20 protein-coding genes are annotated in these 22,288 nt (G+C 69.6%); 5 read left to right on the top strand and 15 right to left on the bottom strand.

The genetic code is table 11. The features are described from left to right. Window positions 1–145: 145 nt before the first annotated feature. Genes BLU09_RS28265 through BLU09_RS28255 form a run of 3 tightly spaced genes read right to left on the bottom strand, consistent with a single transcriptional unit; the run spans window position 146 to window position 2,962 of the window. The gene (locus tag BLU09_RS28265; protein ID WP_090492926.1) at window positions 146–1,861 is read right to left on the bottom strand and encodes a DUF6178 family protein; all 1,716 of its coding nucleotides are present in this window, start codon (window positions 1,859–1,861) and stop codon (window positions 146–148) included. Window positions 1,862–1,896: 35 nt separating this feature from the next. Continuing rightward, window positions 1,897–2,517, bottom strand: coding sequence for a ribosome biogenesis GTP-binding protein YihA/YsxC (gene yihA, locus BLU09_RS28260; RefSeq protein ID WP_090492924.1), 621 nt, complete (start codon window positions 2,515–2,517; stop codon window positions 1,897–1,899). A gap of 4 nt (window positions 2,518–2,521) precedes the next feature. Then, complete coding sequence (locus BLU09_RS28255) at window positions 2,522–2,962, bottom strand: cytochrome c family protein (RefSeq protein ID WP_225888846.1); 441 nt, start codon at window positions 2,960–2,962, stop codon at window positions 2,522–2,524. Window positions 2,963–3,125: 163 nt separating this feature from the next. Here BLU09_RS28255 and BLU09_RS28250 point away from each other — a divergent pair, with 163 nt between their 5' ends. From BLU09_RS28250 to BLU09_RS28230, 5 genes are read left to right on the top strand one after another with little or no spacing between them, the layout of a single operon-like run. Beyond that, window positions 3,126–3,593, top strand: a complete 468-nt coding sequence (locus BLU09_RS28250) for a hypothetical protein (protein WP_090492922.1) — start codon at window positions 3,126–3,128, stop codon at window positions 3,591–3,593. Window positions 3,594–3,603: 10 nt separating this feature from the next. Further along, window positions 3,604–4,200: a dephospho-CoA kinase gene (coaE, locus tag BLU09_RS28245; RefSeq protein WP_090492921.1), complete on the top strand. Its 597-nt coding sequence runs from the start codon at window positions 3,604–3,606 to the stop codon at window positions 4,198–4,200. A 23-nt stretch (window positions 4,201–4,223) separates the two neighbouring features. Next, on the top strand, window positions 4,224–5,366 hold the full coding sequence (locus BLU09_RS28240) for an SDR family oxidoreductase (protein WP_186817957.1): 1,143 nt from the start codon (window positions 4,224–4,226) through the stop codon (window positions 5,364–5,366). A gap of 39 nt (window positions 5,367–5,405) precedes the next feature. After that, on the top strand, window positions 5,406–5,801 hold the full coding sequence (locus BLU09_RS28235; protein ID WP_090492918.1) for a MaoC family dehydratase: 396 nt from the start codon (window positions 5,406–5,408) through the stop codon (window positions 5,799–5,801). Between the two features lie 5 nt (window positions 5,802–5,806). Then, window positions 5,807–6,286: an FAS1-like dehydratase domain-containing protein gene (locus BLU09_RS28230; RefSeq protein ID WP_011553074.1), complete on the top strand. Its 480-nt coding sequence runs from the start codon at window positions 5,807–5,809 to the stop codon at window positions 6,284–6,286. Between the two features lie 3 nt (window positions 6,287–6,289). Here BLU09_RS28230 and BLU09_RS28225 read toward each other — a convergent pair whose 3' ends face one another. The 12 genes from BLU09_RS28225 to trmFO all read right to left on the bottom strand — a co-directional run bounded on the left by BLU09_RS28225 (window position 6,290) and on the right by trmFO (window position 22,286). Next, on the bottom strand, window positions 6,290–7,174 hold the full coding sequence (locus tag BLU09_RS28225) for a tetratricopeptide repeat protein (RefSeq protein ID WP_090492916.1): 885 nt from the start codon (window positions 7,172–7,174) through the stop codon (window positions 6,290–6,292). After that, window positions 7,175–9,016 carry a molecular chaperone DnaK gene (dnaK, locus tag BLU09_RS28220; protein WP_090492914.1) on the bottom strand — a complete coding sequence of 614 codons (1,842 nt, stop codon included), beginning with the start codon at window positions 9,014–9,016 and terminating at the stop codon, window positions 7,175–7,177. It abuts the gene before it with no gap. Between the two features lie 18 nt (window positions 9,017–9,034). After that, entirely contained in the window at window positions 9,035–10,396 is a 1,362-nt protein-coding gene (locus tag BLU09_RS28215) for a J domain-containing protein (RefSeq protein WP_090492913.1), read from the bottom strand. Between the two features lie 108 nt (window positions 10,397–10,504). After that, complete coding sequence (locus BLU09_RS28210; RefSeq protein ID WP_090492911.1) at window positions 10,505–11,749, bottom strand: acetylornithine transaminase; 1,245 nt, start codon at window positions 11,747–11,749, stop codon at window positions 10,505–10,507. Between the two features lie 37 nt (window positions 11,750–11,786). After that, window positions 11,787–13,184: an ATP-dependent protease ATPase subunit HslU gene (gene hslU, locus BLU09_RS28205; RefSeq protein WP_090492908.1), complete on the bottom strand. Its 1,398-nt coding sequence runs from the start codon at window positions 13,182–13,184 to the stop codon at window positions 11,787–11,789. A gap of 12 nt (window positions 13,185–13,196) precedes the next feature. Then, entirely contained in the window at window positions 13,197–13,724 is a 528-nt protein-coding gene (gene hslV, locus BLU09_RS28200; RefSeq protein ID WP_011553068.1) for an ATP-dependent protease subunit HslV, read from the bottom strand. Between the two features lie 70 nt (window positions 13,725–13,794). Then, window positions 13,795–15,615 (bottom strand): SLC13 family permease, encoded by a 1,821-nt coding sequence (locus BLU09_RS28195; RefSeq protein WP_090492906.1) that lies wholly within the window; start codon window positions 15,613–15,615, stop codon window positions 13,795–13,797. Window positions 15,616–15,685: 70 nt separating this feature from the next. Beyond that, on the bottom strand, window positions 15,686–15,967 hold the full coding sequence (locus tag BLU09_RS28190) for a hypothetical protein (protein ID WP_090492905.1): 282 nt from the start codon (window positions 15,965–15,967) through the stop codon (window positions 15,686–15,688). Window positions 15,968–15,995: 28 nt separating this feature from the next. Further along, a complete protein-coding gene (locus tag BLU09_RS28185; protein WP_011553066.1) occupies window positions 15,996–16,898 on the bottom strand; it encodes a tyrosine recombinase XerC in 903 nt (300 codons plus the stop codon). A 50-nt stretch (window positions 16,899–16,948) separates the two neighbouring features. Beyond that, window positions 16,949–19,213 (bottom strand): EF-hand domain-containing protein, encoded by a 2,265-nt coding sequence (locus BLU09_RS28180; protein ID WP_186817956.1) that lies wholly within the window; start codon window positions 19,211–19,213, stop codon window positions 16,949–16,951. Window positions 19,214–19,272: 59 nt separating this feature from the next. Continuing rightward, on the bottom strand, window positions 19,273–20,916 hold the full coding sequence (locus BLU09_RS28175) for a TolB-like translocation protein (RefSeq protein ID WP_090492901.1): 1,644 nt from the start codon (window positions 20,914–20,916) through the stop codon (window positions 19,273–19,275). Then, window positions 20,913–22,286, bottom strand: coding sequence for a methylenetetrahydrofolate--tRNA-(uracil(54)-C(5))-methyltransferase (FADH(2)-oxidizing) TrmFO (gene trmFO / locus BLU09_RS28170; RefSeq protein WP_090492900.1), 1,374 nt, complete (start codon window positions 22,284–22,286; stop codon window positions 20,913–20,915). Before trmFO ends, BLU09_RS28175 begins: the two co-directional genes overlap by 4 nt. Between the last annotated feature and the right edge of the window lie 2 nt (window positions 22,287–22,288).

Here is a 22,288-nt window from a genome sequence, read left to right as displayed (position 1 = left end):
CCACCTCCCGGCAGTTGCGTCGCGCACCAATACGCGTGCCTGGGCGAAAGCAGAGGACATGCCAGGGGCCCCATCGGGCAAAGCCCTGAATCTTCTAGAACGGGGCGGCCTCGCCGGACGTGTGGGCCGCCCCGGACTGAAATTCCTACGGGACGGGGCTGCTCTCCATCGGAAGAACCGCCGAGGCCAGCGGCTCCAGCCGCCCGTCCTGGAGCCAGGGCGTGCCCAGCTCCTCCAACAGCCGCGACAGGGTCAGCGTCACCAGACGGCGCAGCTCCGCATGCGCCTCCGGCGCCACCGCCGGCTCCAGGCCCTTCTGGGCGCGCTCGGCAGCGGAGGCGCGCAGGCGCGGCGCTCCCGGGGCGCCCTCGAAGAGGCGCTGGCCCAGTTCCACCACCCGCCCCAGCGGCACCGGACGCGCGTCCGCGCGCTCCTCCAGCACCGCCATGGCCACCACCGCGGCCAGGAGGCGCTCCAGGCCCAGCGTCTCCAGGGGCACGCCGAAGCGGGCCAGGGCCTCGTGCGCCGAGTCGTCGGTGCCACCCAGCACGCCGCGGAACACCTGCACCTGGGCCTCCGCGCGGGCCAGCAGCGCCTCGGTGGCGGCCAGCTCGCGCCGGGAGCGGAACGGCACCGGCTCCGCGCCTTCCACGCGCAGCGCTCGCCGGGGCCGCTTCTGGCGCAGCGCGGAGATGGCGGCCGCTTCCTCCGGAAGCACCATCAGCACGCCCTCGACCAGGGCGCCCGGCGCCTTGGCCAGCCGGTCCGCGCGGAACTTGAGCTGGAGCGTGAGCGAGAAGCCCGTCTGGAAGATGCGCCGCAGCGGCGTGTCGCGCAGCACGTCCGTGGCGCGCTCCGGGTCCGAGCCCGTCAGGTGCTCGAGCGCCAGGGACAGGTAGTCACGCACCGTCTCGCTCGCGCGGCGGATGGCGTCCAAATCCCCCGGGTCCGCCAGGTCCGCCACCAACGCGGCGCTGGCCACCTCGCGCAGCTCGTCCTCCGCGTTCACCGCCTCCACCATCGTCAGGCCGCGGAAGGCCGCCTCCAGGTAGTCCACATGGCCCGTGGTGGGCGCCAGCCCTGGACGCGCGGCGGACACGGGCGCGGGCGCCACGTCCACACGGCTGAACAGGGACACCGCCTCCTCCAGCGACGGGAAGCCCATGTCCTGGAGTCGGCCGCGGCGGAACTGGTACGCCGTCTCCTCCAGCTCGCTGGGAATCTCCCAGCGCACGGCCTCCAGCAGGCGCACGGCCTCGAAGGGGTTCTCCGCGATGAGGTCGTTGAGGAGCGAGCGGACGGCGGACATCTCCACGCCCTCCACCTTGATTTCGACGAGGTAACGCCCCTCCGGGGTCTCCATCGTCACGCCCGGCGGATTGACGTCCGGGTTCTCTTCCAGGTCGTGCACCTCGATGAACTCGCGCAGGAGGATTTCGAGCACTTCCAGGTCCAGCGCGTGCAGCTTGCGCAGGAACTCCCCCGTGTCCTCCACCCCGCCCCGCGCGGCGCGCAGCCAGGTGAGGACGGCGTGCGAGTCCAGCGCGTCCCGCCGCCAGCCGGCCAGGTCCACGAAGGCGCGGAACTGGCCGGGCGAGGCGAGCTGCACCAGCTCCGTCGAATCCGCGAGCCCCAGCTCCTGGATGGTGACGTAGAGGTCCTCGGCGGGCATCGAGCGCACCAGCGCGCGGGCCTCCGCGACATCCAGGAGGGCGTCCACCCGCTGACGCGGGGACAGCCTCATCAACCGCTGACGCAGCTCCCGGGGAGCCAGCTGCGTGTCGCTTCCATTTCCCTTGCCGTTTTCGGACACGGCGCGGTCCCTACCACAGCGCCCCCCGGCCCGGGAGCAGAACCCCACCGGGAGCGGCGGCTACCGGATGATGCCGGCGGCCCTCAGACGCGGGTGGACTTGCCGAAGGTGTCGAGCAGCGCGCCCCAGACCTCCTCCACGCCCAGCTTCTCCGTGGAGGAGAAAGGGAGGATGACCTCCAGCGGCAGGTCCATCAGCTTGGAGAGCTCCACCAGCCGCGGCTTGCGCCTGGCCTTGGTGAGCCGGTCCACCTTGGTGGCCACCACCAGCACCCGGCGGTTGTGCGCCTGGAGATAGTCGAGCGTGGTGAGGTCGTCCGGCGTGGGGCCCACCTCCACGTCCACGATGCTGACCACGGCCTCCAGGCGGTGCCGCTTCTCCAGGTAGGTGGTGATCATCTTCTCCCACTGGGCCTTGTCCGCCTTGCTGGCCTTGGCGAAGCCGTAGCCCGGCAGGTCGGCCAGGCGGATCTGGTGGCGCACCCCGCCGCGCTCCAGGTCCACGTCGAAGAAGTTCAACGTCCGGGTGCGCCCCGGCGTGTTGGACACGCGCACCAGCTTCCTGCGGCCGGTGAGCGCGTTGATCATGGAGGATTTGCCCACGTTGGAGCGGCCGACGAAGGCCACCTCCGCCGTGTGGTCCGTCGGGTAGCCCTTGGGCTCCACGGCGGTGGTGACGAAGCGTGCGTCGAGGACCTTGATCACAACGTCATTTCTTGGCCGACGGATCCGCGGCGCGGCGGGCGCGCTCGGCGGACCAGTGGTCGATGGCCTTGAGCGACTCCTTGAAGTCGAACGGCCGGAGGGAGGGCGAGGAAGCGTCGTGGCAGGAGCGGCACTGCTTCTCAGAGGGGTCCACCAGGCCCACCAGGCGCGCCAGCTCCGAGTCCTTCATCACGTACTCGGGCGAGTAGTACTGCCCGCCGCCGTGGCATGTCTCACAGGTGACATTCACCGTCGCCTGGGTGACCTGCTCCGGCGAGTGGCAGGACAGGCAGCGCCCGTCCTTCTTCTGCTGGTCGGTGAGCGAACTCTCCGCCCGGGCGTGCTTCGACTGCATCCAGGCGTCGTAGGCCTCGGGGTGGCAACCCTTGCAGCTGTCCGGGCCTACGAAGTCGGCGCCCCCGGCCGCCCCAGCGGCGGCCAGCACGAGAAGGGAGAGGATCCTGATGCCAGGAACGCGCATGAAGCCGGAGTAGCAGAGCCCCCCGGACGGGGCAAGGCGTCTCGTGGTTGAATGACCGGCAGAAACTTCCGTCGGGCATAGGGGGTTGCTAGAGCCTTGCCCGCCCGTTCCAGCAGGGAGGAGCCGTATGCGCATCCTGACCGTCCTCGCCGTCCTCACCTTCGCCGTCCCCGCCGCCGCCAAGCCCTGGCAGGGCATCGAGCCGGGCGTGTCGAAGCGCGACGAAATCATCAAGAAGTTCGGTGAGCCCTCGCGCACCGTCAAACAGGACGGCAAGGAGATCATCGCGTACCTGGCCAAGGAGGCCATCAAGGGCACCACCCAGGCCCAGTTCAAGGTGGATCCGGACACGCAACTGGTGGAGCGCATCGACGTGTTCCCCGGGCCCATCATCGACAAGGAGACGGTGGAGAACAGCTACGGCCCCTCCTGCCCCTCCGGCGCCGCGCCCGCCACGCCCTGCTACCTGCGCAAGCTGACGGACGACTTCCGCACCTACTTCCTCTACCCCCGCCTGGGCCTGGCCATCTTCTTCAACGAGGACGGCAAGACGGTTCAGTCGCTGACGTTCACCACGCAGAAGGCCGCGAAGTAAGGCCACGCCCGTGCACGTCTTCGGACTGACGGGAGGCATCGCCTCCGGCAAGAGCACCGTGACGCGCATCCTGCGGGAGCTGGGCGCGGAGGTGCTGGACGCGGACGTGATTGCCCGCGAGGTGGTGGAACCGGGCACGCCCGGGCTGGCCGCGGTGGCGGCGCGCTTCCCCGGCGTGGTGGGCTCGGACGGCCGGCTGGACCGGGTGAAGCTGGGCGCACGCATCTTCGGGGACCCCGCAGAGCGCGCCGCGCTCAACGACATCACCCACCCGCTGGTGCGTCAGGCCTTCATGGACAAGCTCCAGGCGCTGGAGGAGCGGGGCGTGACGCGCGTCATCTACGACGTGCCCCTGCTCATCGAAAGCGGCATGCACGCCTGGATGGAGGCCGTGGCGGTGGTGTGGGTGCCCCGGGAGCTCCAGAAGGCCCGGCTGATGTCGCGCGACCGGCTGGACTCCGACGCCGCCGACGCCCGGCTGGCCGCCCAGCTCCCCCTGGACGACAAGCGCGCCCATGCCACCTGGGTCATTGACAACAGTGGGGACCTGGCCGCCACCCGCGCCCAGGTTGAAGCGATGTGGCGCGCCATGCTCGCGCGCGGCTGAGCGCCGGGTATGCTGCGCGCCGCATGAGCGAGACGCGCAAGAAGGCCACGGCCGGAACGTACTTCCTCACCGGCTACCCGGGATTCATCGGCAAGCGGCTGGTGGAACACATCGCCCGCGAGGACCCGAAGGGGCACATCTACGCGCTGGTGCAGCCCAAGTCGTTCAAGGAAGCGCAGCAGCACGCCGCCCGCGTGAAGGGCGCCAAGGTGGAGCTGCTCACCGGTGACGTGGTGGACATGCACCTGGGCCTGTCGGGCGAGGAGTACCAGCGCCTGTGCGAGCGGGTGACGGACATCTTCCACCTGGCGGCGGTGGCCCAGCTGGGCGTGGCCAAGGAGACGGCCTGGCGGGTGAACGTGGACGGCACCCGCAACATGCTGGAGCTGGCTCGGGACTGCGGGAAGCTCACGCGCTTCAACTACTTCTCCACCTGCTACGTGTCCGGCGACCGCCTGGGCGTCATCGCCGAGGACGAGCTGGACCGGGGCCAGGGCTTCCGCAACGCCTACGAGGAGACGAAGTTCCAGGCGGAGCGGCTGGTGCAGCGCGCGGGCGCCACCGTGCCCATCACCGTCTTCCGTCCCTCCAGCGTGGTGGGCGACTCCCGCACGGGGGAGATCGACCGCTTCGAGGGGCCCTACTACCTGGGCATCCTCCTGGTCACCTCGCCGCTGGTGGTGCCGCTGCCCCTGCCGGGCAACGGCGTGGCGCCGCTGAACGTGGTGCCGGTGGACTACGTGGTGGAGGCGGTGTGGCGCCTGTCGAAGGACCCGCGCGCCCAGGGCAACACCTTCCACCTGGTGGACCCCAACCCGATGAGCGCGCGCCGCGTGTACGAGCTCATCGCGGAGAAGTCGAACAAGAAGCTGCCGCGCTTCAACCTCTCCGCGCGGGCGGCGGACGTCATGCTGCGGCTGCCGTTGTTGGAGAAGCTGGCCCGCCCACAGCGCGCCGCCATCAGCTACGTCAACCACCTGGCCATCTACAACTGCCACAACACGCTGGAGCTGCTGGACGGCACCGGCGTGCGGTGCCCTCCCCTGTCGTCCTATCTGGATCAGCTCGTGGCCTACGTGCGGGACCAGTACCGCAAGCGCCGCGAGGGCTCGGACGAGGACGACCCGTTGGATCAGGGCGCGGCACCCGACGCGGAGCGTCCCTGAGCACGCGCGGCGGCCAGCCGTGGTAGATCCACGGTTCCCATGCCACGCACCTACCAGCCAGGCGACACGTTCACGCACGTCCGCGAGTGCGACCGGTACCGGCCGATTTACTACGCGGGCGCCTCGGGGGATTACAACCCCATCCACATCGACCCGGAGGCGGGCTCCGCCGCCGGACTCCACGGCAACATCCTCCAGGGGCTGTGCACCCTGGGCTGGGTGGTGGAAGCCATTGCCGGCTTCGTGGAGGACCCCGGCCGGGTCCGCCGCGTGAAGGCGCGCTTCTCGCGCCCGGTGCGGCCCGAGGACACGATTACCTTCCAGGGCCGGGTCACCGCCGTCCAGGACGGTCGGCTCACGGCGGAAGTCTCCGCCACCAACCAGCGCGGCGAGGACGTCCTCAAGGGCGCCGTCGTCGAAGCCTTCATCGGGTAACGACCATGGCCCTCGACAAGCAATTCATCGGCCGTGAGTACGGCCCGTACCACTACACCCTGGGCGAGGAGAAGATGCGCGAGTTCACGCTCGCCGTCGGCGGCGCGAAGCCGGGCGCCGGAACGCCGGGCGAGCCTCCCGCGCACGTCAGCCCGCTCCTCTACGACGCGCAGGCCGCCAAGGCGGGGCCGCACGGGGGGCTCATCGCCTTCCCCAGCTTCGCCGTCGTCTTCGCCATCCGCCCCTTCAGCGCCGCCATCGCGGACCCCGCGCTGAACATCAACATGCAGATGCTGGTGCACGGCGAACAGGACCTGGAGTTCCTGGACGTCATGCGCCCCGGCGACGTGATGACGACCACTGGCCGCATCGCGGACCTCTACGAGCGCGCCCGCATGGGCTTCGTCATCGTCACCAGCGAGTCGCGCAACCAGCACGGCACCCTGGTAGTGAAGGGCACGTGGACGGCCATCATCCGCGGCTAGCCGTCAGCCCGCGGAGATGACGCCTTCATCAATGAGCTGGACGAGGATGCGCGCGGTATCCAGCCGCGTCATCCCCGACAGCGAGAAGAGGTCCTCGTAGCTCACCGAACCGTCAATCTGCGCCAGCACGAAGCCGGCGCGGTGGTCCAGGTTGAGCCAGATGATGTCGTCCGGCTGCAGGCGCACCGCGGGCACCCGGCCCAGGTCGCCCAGCTTGGACTCCAGCCGGGCCATCAGCATCCGCTCACTGCGCGCGCGCAGCGACTCCACGCGGAGGTCCGACGGCGCCAGCTCCTTCGCCTTGAAGAGCAGGTCCACCGCGCCGGAGTGGTCATCCAGCTCCAGCAGGTCCTCGGCCCCGCGCAGGAGCAGGTCCAGCTCGCTCTCCATCACGGGGAGGCCGAACTCCTGGGTGTGGCCCTCGGGGATGCCGTACTCGTCGGTGTCCCCCTTCGCCTGGATGACGGGCTCGTCGAATTCGAGGACCACGTCGCGCGCCAACAGCTCCAGCACGTCCGCCGGCGCGCCCTCCAGCGCCTCCGGAAGGACGACGGGCGTGGGCTGCGACTTGCCACCGGACTCCGAGGGGCCGCCCTGCCCTTCCGCCCATGCGCCCCAGTCGCCTTCCAGTGCCGGTGAGACGGGCAGGTCCGCGTCGGTGGGCGCCAGCCGCCCCAGCGAAGGCTCCAACTCCGGAGGCCGCTCGAACGGCGTCGCCGTGCCCCGCGAAGGCGCGCCCGCGGCGGCCGCCAGGTACTCCCGGGCGCGGGTATTGGCCGGATCCAGCTCCAGCGCGCGCTCGAAGAGCCGCTGCGCTCCCTGGGCGTCGCCACTGAGGCGCAGCCACAGTCCTGCCTCGATGAGCTGGTTCGCGCGCTGGCTGCTCATCTACCGCCCCGTACCGCCGGGCGCCGGGCCCTTGAGCTGCGCCAGGCATCCCGTGAGCAGTTCACACGCGCGGCCCAGCGCCGCCACGTCCTCGCCCGCGCGGACCGCGCGCGCGTGCTCCAGCACCTGCTCCGCGCGAGGCATCACCTCCGGCGCCAGACCGCCCCCACCTGGCAGAAGCCGCGCCCGCGTCAGCGCGTCCACCACGTCGCGCGCCAGCGAGTCCAGTTCCACGCGCCGCGTCTTCAGCTCCTCGGACGCCCGCGCGGCGATGAGGTAGCCGCGCTGCTCGTCCATGATGCGCTGGAGCTCCTCCTCCGTGAGGCCGCTGGACGCGGTGACGGTGATGGACTGGCGAAGCCCCGTCTCCCGGTCCTTCGCGTGCACGGAGACGATGCCTTCCGCGTTGATGTCAAAGGTGACGTCAATCTCCACCTGGCCCCGGGGCGCCTCCCGCAGGCCGGTGAGGACGAACTCGCCCAGCAGCTCGTTCTGGTGCGCCAGGTCGTGCTCCCCCTGGAGCACCATGATCTTCACGACCCGCTGGAAGTCCTTCGACGTGGCGAAGACCTCCGTGGCCGACGTGGGCACCGTGGTGTTCTTGGGGATGAGCCGGCGCACGGAGCCCCCGGCGATGGCCACGCCCAGGCTCTGCGGCGTCACGTCCAGCAAGAGCAGCTCGTGCTCCGGCTGCACCAGCGCGTGGGCCTGAATCGCGGCGCCCAGCGCCACCACCTCGTCCGGATGGACGCCCTTGCAGGGCTCGCGGCGGAAGTAGCCGCGCACGGCCTCCACGATTTTCGGCATGCGCGACATGCCGCCCACGAGGATGACTTCCTTGAGCTCGGAGGCGCGCACGCCCGCCTCGCCGAGCACCTCGGTGGTCAGCCCCACCACCCGCTCCGTCAGGTCGGACGTCAGGTCATCCAGCTTGTCGCGGCTCAGCGTGGCTTGCAGGTGCAGCGCGGCACCGCCGCCGGGCGGCGTGCAGATGAAGGGCAGGTTGAGCCCCGCCTCGCGCACACTGGACAGCTCCACCTTGGCCTTCTCCGCCGCGTCCTTGAGCCGCTGCAACGCCATGCGGTCCTTGCGCAGGTCGATGCCGTGCTCCTTCGCGAAGCCGAAGACGAGCCATTCGATGATGCGGTTGTCCCAGTCCTCGCCGCCCAGATAGGTGTCACCGCCGGTGCCCACCACATCGAAGACGCCCTGGGAGATATCCAGCACGGACACGTCGAAGGTGCCGCCCCCCAGGTCCAGCACCGCCACGCGGCCGTTCACCGTGCGGCCGAAGCCGTAGGCCAGCGCCGCGGCCGTGGGCTCGTTGATGATTCGCAGCACGTCCAGCCCGGCGATGCGGCCCGCGTCCTTGGTGGCCTGGCGCTGGGCGTCGTTGAAGTAGGCCGGCACCGTGATGACGGCCTTGGAGACGGGCCGGCCGAAGTGCGCCTCCGCGTCCGCCTTCAGCTCCTGGAGAATCATGGCGCTGATTTCGGGGACGGACAGGTCCTTGCCACCCATGCGGATGCGCAAGTCGTCGTGCTGCCCCGCCACCACCTCGTAGGACAGCGCGCGCAGCGAGTCCTGCACCTCGTGCGAGGAGAACTTCCGGCCGATGAGCCGCTTGGCCGCGTACACCGTCTCCTGCGGATTGGTGATGGCCTGCCGCTTGGCGATGCTGCCCACCAGCCGCTTGCCGTTCTTCGCCATGGCCACGACGGAGGGCGTAAGCCCCTGGCCCGTGCGGTTCTTGATGACGACGGGCTGGCCGTCCTGGACGGTGGCGACGATGCTGTTCGTCGTTCCCAGGTCGATGCCAATGAGGGGTTCGGGCTCAGCCATGGGGAACCGTACTTACTCCTAGAACGTCCAGCGCAGCTTCTTGAGCGCGGCCTTCGCTTCCGCGTTGTCCGGGGCCAGCTTCGCCGCATCCTCGAAGGCTCGCTTCGCGAGTTTCTTCGATCCGCTGTCCAACAGCACCTTTCCCAGCGTCAGGTGGTGCTCGACCTTGTCGGGTTCCAGCTCCACGGCGCGCTGCGCCAGCCCTCGGCTTTCGGCTGCATCCTGCCCCAACAGGTGCCCCAGGCGGGCGCAGCGCCAGGCGGCCTCGGCGTTCTGGTCGTCCAGCGAGCAGGCGAGCCGGTAGGCCGACATGGCCCCATGCGTGTCGCCATGCCGCTCCATCTCCCGCCCTCGAGCGACCTCGATGGTCGCCCGCTGCGAGTCATGCCCCCGGCGCGCCTTGACCAGGAGAAGAGCGACTTCGCGGTTCTTCGGGTCCATCGTCTGGACCTGATGGAAGTCGTGATAGGCCCGCTCCCAGTCGCCACTAGCGATGGCGGCCTTGCCCCGGGCAATCAGCTCGGCCAGCCGGCCCGTGCGGGCCAGGTAGGGATGCCGGGCCAACCGGGCCTGCCGCTCCGCCCGGCGCGCTTCGGACGCGCCATCATCCGGCGGTGGCGCCAGCGGACGCGACGGCGGCGGAATGGATGAAGGCCCGCTGGACGCCACGGGCGGACGGGGCGCCGGGGGTGGTGATGAAACCTGATGCACCGGCGGCGGCTCTGGCGTCAGCAGCTGCTGCGCAGGCGCGGACGGAGGCGGCGCGGAGGGGGGCGGCGGCGCGGCGGCGCGTTCGGCCTGAGCCAGTGCCGGATTCGCGCGCAGGTAGGCCTCGCGCTTGTCCGGCTGCATGAGCACGTTGTGCGCGTCCGTGAGGCGCCGGAAGATGCGCTCCATGCGGGCGCGGAAGCTGCCCAGGTTCTTCCCGAAGTAGCGGTCCGGATGGAAGCGGCGCGAGGCGTTGTAATACGCCTGCTTCACCTCCGACGCGGGAGCCCCGGGCTTCAGCCCCAACACGGCGAAGTGGTCCATCGCGTCGAGCGAGCGCTCCAGCTCGATGATCTCCTTCTTCCGCTCCGGCTCGAGGTCCACCTCCTCGGCCATGGCCGCGTCCACCACGGGCGCGGGCGCGCCCCGAGGCACCACCCGGGCGGGGACGATGGCGCCCTTGGCCCGCAGCGACAGCAGCACGGCGATGGTGCGCGGCTCGCCCAGCTTGGAGCGCGCCAGCACCTGGTCGATGCGCTCCACGCGCCCCACGAGCTGGAGCACCGAGCCCTCTTCCGCGGTGAGCTGGAGACGCGCTGCATCCAGTTGGGGCACCGTGGCGATGTGATCCGTCAGGGCCCCCAGCCCGATGATCGTGTTTGGCGCACTCACAGTGACAGTCCGAGGAAAGACTTCCGGAGTTTCCAGACTAGGGTTCCGGACGCAGGGCGTCAAACGTCCGTGAACCCTTCCCCATGCGGTGGAACGCGGCCACGCCGGTCAGATGGCGGCGAGCACGCGCTCGAGAATGGACAGGCCTTCATCCAACTCGCGCACGGTGACGATGAAGGGCGGCGCGAAGCGCAGCGTGCGGTCGCCGGCGGCATTCACCAGCAGCCCCTCGCCGCGCAGTTGGGCGATGACGGGCGCCACCTCGCGATCCAACTCCACGCCCACCAGCAGCCCCTGGCCGCGCACGGCCTGGATGCGGCCCGCGGGCAGCCGGCCCTGGAGCTCCCGCGCCCGGGCGAGCAGATAGGCGCCCTTCTCCTGGACCTCGTCCAGGAAGCCGGGACGGCGGAGGATGCGCACCACGGCATTGGCGGCGGCCGCGGCCACCGGGTTGCCACCAAAGGTGGAGCCGTGCGTGCCCGGCGTGAGGCTGGCGCCCAGCGCTTCCTTGCAGAGCATGGCGCCAATCGGCAGGCCGTTGCCCAGCGCCTTCGCCACGCTGATGCCGTCCGGGACGATGCCCTCGTGCATGAAGCCGAACGGCTTGCCGGTGCGGCCCATGCCCGTCTGGACTTCGTCCACCAGCAGCAGCAGCCCGTGCTCGTCACACAGCGCGCGCAGACCGGCGAGGAACCCCTGGGGCGCCATCCGCACCCCACCCTCCCCTTGGATGGGCTCCACGAGGATGGCGGCGGTCGCCGGGCCCACGGCCTTGCGCACCGCTTCGAGGTCGCCATAGGGCACGTGGGTGAAGCCGGCGGGCAGCGGCTCGAAGCCCTTCTGGTACTTCGCCTGGCCAGTGGCGGTGACGGTGGCCAGGGTGCGGCCGTGGAAGCTGCTGTCGAAGGAGATGACCTCGAAGCGCTCCGGGGTGCCGCGGTCCTTCATCACCTTGCGCGTCAGCTTGAGCAGCGCCTCGTTCGCCTCCGCGCCCGAGTTGCAGAAGAACGCGCGTGACAGGCCGGACCACTCGGTGAGCTGCGCGGCCAGGTCAATCTGGGGCTGCGAATAGAAGGCGTTGGAGACATGCCACAGTGAATCCAGCTGCGCCTTCGCGGCGGCCACGACGTCCGGGTGGCAATGTCCCAGCGCGCACGTGGCGATGCCACCAATCAGGTCCAGGTACTCGCGGCCATCCGTGTCCCAGACACGAGCCCCCTGGCCCCGAGCCAGGACGAAGGGCGGCTGCTTGTAGTTCTGCAGCAGGTGGCGCTTCGCCTTCTGGACCAGGGCGTCGGTGGAGGAGTCGGACGATGCGGAGGGGGACAGCTCGGATTGCGACAAGGCAGTCATCCTTCGTGCGGTACGGTGCCCCTCCGCATATAGCGCGCTACAGGATGTAGCGCGACAGGTCCTCATCCTGGACGATGGCAGCCAGGCGCTCGCGCACGTAGGCGGCGTCCACCTGGAAATCCCGGGGGCCCATCTCACTGGCGGAGAAGGACACCTCGTCCAGCAGTCGCTCCAGGATGGTGTGCAGCCGCCGGGCGCCGATGTTCGCCGTGCTCTCGTTGGCCTGCTGGGCGATGCGCGCCAGCTCCGTCACCGCGTCGTCGGTGAAGGACAGACGCACCCCTTCAGTGCTGAGCAGGGCCGTGTACTGTCGCAAGAGCGAATTCTTCGGCTCCCGGAGGATTCGGACCAGGTCCTCGCCCGTCAGGGGCTCCAGTTCCACGCGGATGGGGAAGCGGCCCTGCAATTCCGGGATGAGGTCGCTGGGCTTGGAGACGTGGAAGGCGCCAGCGGCGATGAAGAGCATGTGGTCCGTCTTCACGACGCCATACTTGGTGTTGATGGTGGAGCCCTCGACGATGGGGAGGATGTCCCGCTGGACGCCCTCCCGGGACACGTCCGGCCCGCCCCCGCCCTTGCCGCCCTCGCGGCTGGCAATCTTGTCGATTTCGTCGATGAAGATGATGCCGTTCATCTCGGCGCGGAGCACGGCCTCGCGCTGGACGCGGTCGGGGTCCACCAGCTTGGCGGCCTCTTCCTTGCGCAGGAGCTGAAGCGCCTCGGGCACGCGCACGCGACGGCGGCGCGTCTTGTTCATGCCCGGCATGTTCTTGAAGAGGTCCTGGAGGTTGACGCCAATCTCCTCCATGCCCTGGCCGGAGAAGCCCCGCATGAAGGTGGGCGACGACTCCGCGGTCTCCACCTCCACCTCCACGTCATCCAGGGTGCCGGCGCGAAGCTGGGCGCGGAACTTCTCGCGCGCGGTGTCGCTGACACGCTGGACCGGTGGGGGTGGCGGTGGGGCGAAGCCGAACGGCGGCGTCGCGGACGACGACTTCACGCCGCCGCCCTGCATCAGCTCGATCAAGCGGTCCTCGGCCAGCTCCTCGGCGCGGGGGCCCACCTTCTCGGTCTCCTCCTCGCGGACCAGCGCGATGGCGGCCTCGACGAGGTCGCGAATCATCGACTCGACGTCACGGCCGACGTAGCCGACCTCGGTGAACTTGGAGGCCTCCACCTTGACGAAGGGCGCCTGGGCGAGCTTCGCCAGGCGGCGGGCAATCTCCGTCTTTCCCACGCCGGTGGGGCCAATCATGATGATGTTCTTCGGGTGGATTTCATCCCGCAGGTCGTCGTTGACCTGCTGGCGGCGCCACCGGTTGCGCAGGGCAATGGCGACGGCGCGCTTGGCGGCGTTCTGCCCGACGATGTAGCGGTCCAGCTCGCTGACGACCTCGCGAGGCGTGAAGGCGGACAACTTGCGCGATTCGGCCACGGGGTGTGTCTCCTAGAGCTCTTCGATGGAGATGTTGGCGTTGGTGTAGATGTCGATTTCACCCGCGATGGTGAGCGACTGGTGCACCACGTCGCGAGCAGACATCTGCGTGTGCGCCATGAGGGCGCGCGCGGCGGCGAACGCGTAGGGGCCACCACTGCCCACGGCGGCGATGCCGTAGTCGGGCTCAATCACGTCACCCGCGCCGGAGAGGATGAACGTCTTCTCCTTGTCGGCGACGATGAGGAGCGCTTCCAGCCGGCGGAGGAAGCGGTCGGTGCGCCAGTCCTTGCCCAGCTCCACGCAGGCGCGGGCCATGTTCTTCTGGTGCTCCTTGAGCTTGGCCTCGAAGCGCTCGAAGAGCGTGAAGGCGTCCGCGGTGCTGCCAGCGAAGCCGGCGAGCACCTGGCCTTCGCCCAGCCGGCGGACCTTCTTCGCCGTGTTCTTCATCACGGTCTTTTCGAGGGAGACCTGGCCGTCGCTGGCGATGGCGACCTTCCCGTCACGCCGCACGCAGAGGATGGTGGTGCCGTGGAACATAGGACCCGGGGTTTAACAAGCCGGGCCCGGCGTTTCCAAGGAACAGTGACTGGCTGTCTGCTCTCAGACTTCAAAAAGGAAGCACCCACGGCACCACCAGCACCGCCAGCGCGACGATGAGCACCTGGAGCGGGATGCCCACCCGGGCATAGTCGGCGAACCGGTAGCCCCCAGGGCTCATGACCAGCGTGTTCACGGGCGACGCGATGGGCGTGGCGAACGCCGCCGACGCGGTAATGGCCACCGCCATCAACAGCGGCTCGGGCCGGAGTTCCATGGACTCCGCGATGCGGAGGGCCACCGGGGCCACGAGGACGGCGGTGGCCGTGTTGGAGATGAACAGGCCCAGGGTGGACGTCACGATGGCGAGCACCGCCAATACGGCGTGGGGGCTGGCGCCGGTGAAGAGCCGCTCCAGGCCCGCCACCGCCAACTGCGTCACGCCGGTCCGCTCCAGCGCGGTGGCCAGCGGGAACATTCCAGCGATGAGCACGACGCTCTCCCAGTTGACCGTGCGGTAGACGTCCGCGGAGCGCACGCAGCCCGTGAGCACCATGGCCACCGCCGCGAGCAGCACCGCGACCACGTTGGGAAGCAGGCCCAGGGCCATGACCGTCAGCATTGCCAGGGTGATGATGACGGTGAGCGCCGCCCGCCGAGGATCCGCGAGGCGGTCGGTGCGCGGATCGGGCTCGGCGAGCAGGATGAGGTCCTTTCGGGCCTCGGACAGGTTGCGCAGGTGCTTCTTGCGGCCCTTCACGAGCAGGGTGTCGCCGCGCCGCAGCGTGAAGTCCTTGAGTGCGGGAGACGAGGCGTCCACCACCGCGTCCGTGCCCCGGCGAATCGCGAGCACCGTGGCCCGGAACTGGTCACGAAAGCGCGCCTGCCGGAGCGTCCGGCCCGCCAGCGCCGAGCGGCGGGGAATCACCACCTCCGCGAGCGACTCCTCGGGTGGCAGCGACAGGGATTGCAAGGACGGGAGCCGCTCCAACCCCCAGTGCTCCACCGTCGCGACGACGGCATCCTCATGGCCCTGGACGACGAGGATCTCGTCCGCTCCGAAGGGACGGTGCGGAACCACCGGATGCGCGGCGCCCATCAATGAGATGCCCACCACGTTCACTGCGTGCGCGGAGCGCAGGTTGGCCTCGCCGAGCGTCCGGCCCACGAGCTTCGAGCCACGGGGAACGCGGAGGGCATGAAGCAACGTTCCCAGGCCGTACTCCGTGGCGAAGTCCTCGGGCGACAGGACGGCCTGCGCCGCGACCTGCCCCTGCGCCGCCGAGGGCAGCAGGTATTTACCGGCGAAGATGAGGAACAGCATGCCCGCGGCGAGCATCACCACGCCGATGGGGAAGAAGGTGAAGAAGCGGAACGGCTCATGGCCCGCGTCCCGGAGCGCCCCACTCACGATGAGGTTGGGCGGGGTGCTGATGAGCGTCAGCATGCTGCCCAGGTGGGCGGCGAACGCGAAGGGCAGGTAGATGCGGGCAGGCGCGATTCCGCGGCGAAGGGCGAGCGTTCCCACCACTGGCATCAGGATGGCCACGGTCCCCGTGGAGCTCATGAAGGCAGACAGCGCGGCGGTGGCCAGCATCACCACGGCGATGGTGCGCCCCTCCCCTTCCCCCGCGAGGTGCCCCAGCCGCTGGCCCAGCCACCCCGCAAGTCCTGTCTCCGTGATGGCGCCGCCAATCACGAAGAGCCCCACCAGCATGATGACCACCGGGTTGCTGAAACCCGCGAGCGCATCCTCCACAGGAACGATGTCGAAGAGGAGGAGCGACAGCAGCGCGAGCAACGCCACGATGTCCAGCCGAACCCGGTCGCTCACGAAGAGCACCAGGGAGACGGCGAGGACGCCAAGGGTGATGAGCGCGGGAGGGGTCACATCGAACAGCTATGCCACCCCACATGGGGATTCGCTACCCCAACGCCCAGCCCACGCCCCAGGCTCGACGTCACGACCGCTGGCGCGCCAATAGCACCGGCAAGCCCCACTGCACGCCCAGATGGACGAGGCAGAGCGCCGCGAGGACCGGGGCAAAACAGGACAGGGACAACGCCGAGCGAATGGCGCAGAACTGGGCATAGAAGATCAATGCGACCACGGGAACGCCCGAAGCCATCCGCTTTCTGCGTGCTGTCGTCACCAACAGGAACGCGGTGAACCCGTCTGCCAACAAGCCCAGTGCAAGGAGGAACCAGGCCAGCCCGTTCGCCATGGCGGCCACGGTCTGCATCACGTCGCACCTCCTGGACTCATTGCAGTCACGCCCGCGGATGCGCGGAGTCGTAGACCTGCTGGAGCTGCTCCCACGTCACCTGGGTATACCGCTGCGTGGTGGACAGGCTCGAATGGCCTAGCAACTCCTGGATGCTGCGGATGTCCGCGCCGCCGCCCAGCAGGTGCGTGGCGAAGGAGTGACGCATGGCATGCGGACTCACCTTCCGTGTCAGCGCGCACTTCAGCACGTACGTGTCCAGGTGCCGCGCGATGCTCCTCGGCGTCAGGCGCCCACCCCGGAAGTTGAGGAACATTGCCTCCGGCGCCTGATCCTTCCGAATCGTGGCCAGCAGCTCTCCCCGCCTCGCGAGGTACGCCTCCAATGCCCGGATGGACTGCGCGTTCACGGGCACGAGCCGCTCCTTGCTCCCCTTGCCCATCACCCGGACGATTCGCCCGCTGCGGTCGATGTCCAGCAGGTCCAACCCGCACAACTCACTGATACGCAGGCCGCCGCCGTAGAGCAGCTCCAGAATCGCCCTGTCCCGAAGCCCGAGCACCGTCTTCACGTCAGGCATGTCCAGGATGGCGAAGACCTCCTCCACCGGCAGCACCTTGGGCAGCGTCTTCGGCAGCTTCGGACTCTTCACCAGCTTCGCGGGGCTCGCGGGAAGCAGCTTCTGCCGCACCAGGTACTTGTAGAAGGACTTGATGCTCGCCAGCCGCCGCGCCCGGCTCGCCGGGGCGTGGTCCGTGCTCAACGTGCCCAGGTAGCCACGAATCGCCGCGTGTGTCCCCGACAGGAGCGACAGCTTCATTCGCTCCACCAGGTAGCGCTCGAAGTCCACCAGGTCGATGAGGTAGTTGCGCACCGTGTGCGGGGACGAGCCCTTCTCGTCCTCCAGGTGGGCGCGGAACTTCTCCAGCAGCGGCGACAGGCTCGTCATCGAGGACGAGCCTACGGGCCGGAGAAGTCCTGGCAAGATTCGCGGTGCGCCTACGGTGCCTTGGCCGGAGCCGCGGCAGGCGCCGCCGCTGCCGCCGGAGCCGGCTCCGCCTGGGACGGCAACACCGCCAGGCAGGTGTCCTGAGACAGCCAGCCCGCGTGGCAGAACCAGGTCAGCAGCGGAATCCTGACCTGCCAGAGCAACACGAAAATCACCGCCAGCGTGATGGCCAGCTTCGTCCACCCGGACGCGCCCTCCGCCTCGTCGTCCTCCTGCTGCCGGACGAGCGCCGAGCGCACCATGTCCAAGCGGTCCACCCGGGCGTTCGAGGGCAGCTTCGGACGGCGCGTCACCAGCGAGGACAGCTCCGGCGTCAGCATCAACCGGTCATTGAGCGCCCAGCCCGAGCCTTCCAACAGCAGCGCCAGGTTGCGCCGACGCAGCTTCAGCCAGCCCAGAAGCCCCGCCGGGGCCATGACGACAATGGCAATCAGCGTCGCCGCGGAGATGAGGTCCACCAGCGTCAGCGACTTCACCTGCGTCATGATGAACGCGAAAGACGAGCCCAGCGCCGCAGCCGCCAGGCCGCCCGCCGCCACGATGCCCGCGAGCCCGCCCCCTGGAGGTGCTGCGGCGGCGGCAGCGGGAGCCGCGCCCGCCGCCGGGGGAGGCGCCACCGGCGGCGCATTCGTCGCGTGCGTGTAGCCCTGCTCCAGCGTCGAATCGAACGTCTTCTCGCCCGCCGACGCCAGGCCCTCCACCTTGCTGGTGATGAACTCGCCGATGCGCGCGAAGGGCATGGTCATCGACTCCCACAGCGACACGGGCTGACGAACCACCTGCGTCACGATGGCGTCGCTCTCCACGCCGTCCACGTCGTAGAAGACGCCCCGCTTGCCCACCGCGAGCTCCGTGCTCCGGCCGCTCGTCACCGGCACCGCCACTTCATACCCGGGCGTCCCGTCCTTCGGCGCCACCTGGACGTAGAGGATGCAGGTGGTCCCCAGCGAGGTGAGCGCGGAGTGCGCGGCCCGGTTCGTCACCAGCACCGACAGCGTGTACTTGCGCCCGCCCAGGATGAGCGTCCCCTTCTCCACCAGCGCCAACCGCTTGGGCATGTAGAGGTTGGGCATGCTGATGAAGTTGTTCGCGAACAGCAGCAGCCAGCGCTGGTAGAGCACCAACCGCTCCAGCTCGTTGACGGCATCCAGCGTGGGCTTGAGCGCGAGGTCCGCCGCGCTCGCGGCTTCCAGGGCATCCAGGTCCGCGTCCGAAACCGACGGCAGCGTGTCCATCAGCTTGCGCACCGGGTTCGCCTCGAGCTGCGCCTGCCACGCCAGCACGCCATCCGCCTTCGCCACCAGCCCCCGCCACGCCGAGTCCGACAGCCGCTGCGAATCCCCCGTCATCGGCGCGGCGACGTCCGTGCGGAACGCCTCCAGCACCTCGTACGCGGGCCCGCGCAGCAGACGGGACCACTCCAGCACACCCGACGCATCCGGCGGCGCGATGGGCAGGTCCCCCGCCGCCTTCCCCAGCGCCGCCACGTCACCCAGCGCCCCCTCCACCCGCTCCGCGCGCAGGCGCAGGCTCGCCGCCGCTTCGGGCTGCGCGGCCACCAGCCGGCACTGCACGAAGTACGCATCCAGCAGCGGCGCCACATCGCGCACGCGCTTGGCCGTCTCCAGGCTGATGTCGCCCCAGACGAACGCCGCGCCCTGCTTCTCCCGGTGCTCCCGCAGCTTCGCGCGCTCCTCGCGGAAGCGAGCCACCAGCGCCGCGTCCACGCCCGCCTTGCCTGCCCGGTTCGTCAGCGCGGGAAAGCTGGCCATCAGCTCCTGGGCCAGGGGCCGCAGGTGCTCGGGCAGGTGCTCGGGCGCGACGATGCCATCGCCGTTCTGCCCGGTCTCGCGCAGGGCCTTCTCGCTCTCGCGAACCTGCGCCAGGGAAATGCGCCCGGCGTCCGTCGCCTTCAGCGTCCGGAGAATCATCTCCGCCGCGCCGCGCAGGGGCCGCGCCTCCTCGCTGAGCGCGTTCAACTCCAACACGTCACTGGAAGCATCCGCGCCGCGCCGGTCCTTGAGCTGTTTGGCGGCCCAGTCCACCGCCGTGCGCACCTCCGCCACGCGGATGCGGCCGTTGCCGTCCGCGTCCATCAACGTCAGCAGGCGTGGATCACAGCTCAAGCCCTCCAACGGGCACGCCGTGGCAATCCACTGCGTTTCGGGGATGCGAATCGCCTCCACCAGCACATCGAAGGAGGGAATGTCGACCTGGAGCGAGCCGCCGTAGCGGCGATAGATGAGCGAAGCCATACAGGCGGAGGAAGTAAGCACACCGCCCAGCGAATCGCACGATCCTCAACAATCAAAAGCTACAGCGTCGCGGGGACGCTGTAGATGCCGGCCTTCGGGCCCTGCGTAATCGCGTACACGGCCAGCGAGTCATTCTTGCCCCCGAAGGACACCGGCACCTGGACGCCCTGGTCCAGCGTCTTCCGCGCCTGGGTCTTCACGTCGTACACCGCCACATCGTAGGTGTCCGAGTCCATGCGGGCATACGTGACGAGCACCCGCTGGCCATCCTCGGACACCTTGTAGCTGAAGATGCCCTGCAGCCACGTACGGGGGTCCGCCTGCCGGGGCAGGTCCATGGCCATGAAGTCACACGAGCGTCCATTGCGGATGCAGTTGGAGCGGAACACCACCTGCGCGTTGCCCGGCGTGAAGCCGTAGCCAAAGACGCCCTGCTGCACCTTCGCCGCCCGCTCCTCCCCCAGGGTGTACAGCATCAGGTCCACCGAGTACGCGGGCTTGAGGATGCGCGAGAGGAACGCCACATAGCGCCCGTCCGAGCCCCAGACGAAGTTGGGCACGCGGCCGCCCACCTGCTTCGTCGTGCCGTCCGGCAGCGCGGCCACCGACATCAGCCCCGCGTTCGCGGTCGAGTCATACTTCTCCAGGAAGCCCACCGCCTGCGAGTCCGGAGAGAAGGCCAGCTTCTCCACCTGCACGCCCAGCTTGCGCCCCGCGCCCCCCGTCGCCGGGCCCAGGTACAAGTCCCCTGGCACGTTCGGCTTGCCGTTCTCCGTGCGCGCCAGCCATTTGCCATCGGGCGAAAAGGCAAACACGCCCGAGGCCACCGCCAGCCGCTTCACCTTCAGCTCCGGCAGCTCCGCCAGGTACAAGTCATACAGCCCCCGCACCGACTCGCTGCGCACCTGGAAGGCCACGCGCTGACCATCCGGGGAGACTTCGTAGTCCCCCACCTGGTCCCCCACCTTCACGGGCGGCGCGTCCGGCTTCTCCACGGAGATGGCCGCCATGCCCCCCGCCGCGGACAGCCGGCGCTTGAAGAGCAGCGTCTTGCTGTCCGGCGTGAACTGGGCGGTGCTGACCTCCGCCGCCACGTCCGTGAAGGGCCCTGACGGCAGCGCGCCCAGCTTCAGCTTGCCGCCATCCACGTAGGCCAGCTTCGTCCCATCCGGGCTGGGCAGCATGTAGCTGACCGCCGTGCCCAGCATGACGGGCTCCGCCTTCGCGTCCTCCAGTGACGCCACGTTCAGCGCCCCCGACTGCGTCGCCGGGTTGTAGCCGGTGAGGAAGAGGACGTGCTTCGAGCCCGGCGCCACCAACTGTCCGCCGGGGACGTTCGTCACGCCCTCGCCCAGCTTGCGCGGCTCGCCGCCCTCCACGGGCACCACGTACAGCTCGCCCAGCACCATCTGCGGCGGAATGCCGTCCAGCGCGGGCTTCTTCCCGTTGACCAGGTACGTGGCGAAGCGGCCGTCCGACGTCACCCGCAGGTCCGTCACGCGGCCCGAGGCCAGGAGCGTTCCCTGTCCCGCGCCGGGGGCACCGGGCGGAGGTGGCTTCTCCGCCGCCGCGGCGGCCTTGGCGCGCCGCACGCCCGGGGCCTCCGAGCCACCATTCTCGCCCTGCTTGCAGCCCGTGCCCGCCATCACCAGCGAAGCCATCAGGCCCGCGGTCCACAGCCGCCCCTGCCGCATCCGCATCATGCGCTCCTCTGGTCCACGTGCTCGGGGGCGCCCGCCGCCGGGACGCCCGCATGCGGCAGCCATGCCGCCAGGTCCTGCTTCGCTCGCGCCGAATACGCCGCGCGCTTCTCCGCCTTCTTCATCCGCCCGGTCAGCGGCGAAAAGATGCCGAAGCTGATGTTGGAGGGCTGGTGCGGGTAGTCCGGCGGGTGCGCTTCGCCCGTCACGTGCCGCAGCAGCGCGCCCATCGCCGTGGTGGCCGGCGGCGGAACGAACTCCGTCCCCGTCAGCCGTGCGTGCAGCGCCAACGCCACCAGGTATCCACATGCCGCGCTCTCCACGTAGCCCTCCACGCCGGAGATCTGCCCCGCGAAGTAGAGCCGGGGCTCCGTCTTCAGCGACAAGTCCTTCGCCAGCAACCGGGGCGAGTCGATGAAGGTGTTCCGGTGGATCTGCCCCATCCGGAGGAACTCCGCTTGCTGAAGGCCGGGGATGAAGTTGCTGAAGATGCGCTTCTGTTCACCCCAGGTCAGCCGCGTCTGGAAGCCCACCATGTTCCAGGACGTGCCGCCCACGTCCTCCATGCGCAGCTGCACCACCGCGTAGGGCTCCTGGCCCGTGCGCGGGTCCCTCAGGCCCACCGGCTTCATGGGCCCGTAGGCCAGGGTGTCGTCGCCACGCTCGGCCATCACTTCAATGGGCAGACACCCTTCGAAGTACTTGGGTTCCTCGAAAGCGTGCGGCACCACCTTCTGACCCGCCTTCACCTCGGCGATGAAGCGGTAGTACTCGTCCTTCGTCATCGGCAGGTTGAGGTAGTCGTCCCCGCCGCCCTTGCCGTAGCGGCTCTGGCGGAACGCCACGTTCATGTCGATGGAGTCCGCCGACAGGATGGGCGCGATGGAGTCATAGAAGTAGAGCCTGGTGCCCACGTGGCGCTCCAGCTCCCGCGTCAGCGCATCCGACGTGAGCGGCCCCGTGGCAATCACCACCGGGCCGTCTTCGGGCAGCTGCTCCACCTCACCGGCCACCAGCTCCACGCCGGGCTGGCGCAGCAGGGACTCCGTAATCGCGGCGGAGAAGCGCTCGCGCTCCACCGCCAGCGCGTCGCCCGCGGGAACCCGGTTCGCGTCCGCCGCGCTCAGCACCAACGAGCCCAGCGCGCGCAGCTCCGCGTGCAGCAGGCCAATGGCGCTCTCCGGGTTGTCCGAGCGCAGCGAGTTGCTGCACACCAGCTCCGCCAGCGTGTCCGACTTGTGCGCGGGAGAACGCTTCTGGGGCTTCATCTCCCGCAGCACCACCGGCACCCCGCGGCGGGAGAGCTGGTAGGCGCACTCCGTCCCTGCCAGGCCGCCGCCAATCACCGTCACCCGCTGCTTCTGATCCGCCATCC

Source organism: Myxococcus virescens (assembly GCF_900101905.1).
GTDB lineage: Bacteria > Myxococcota > Myxococcia > Myxococcales > Myxococcaceae > Myxococcus > Myxococcus virescens.
The sequence above is the reverse complement of the archived record's forward strand: the minus strand, read 5'-3'. Positions and strand labels throughout refer to the sequence as shown.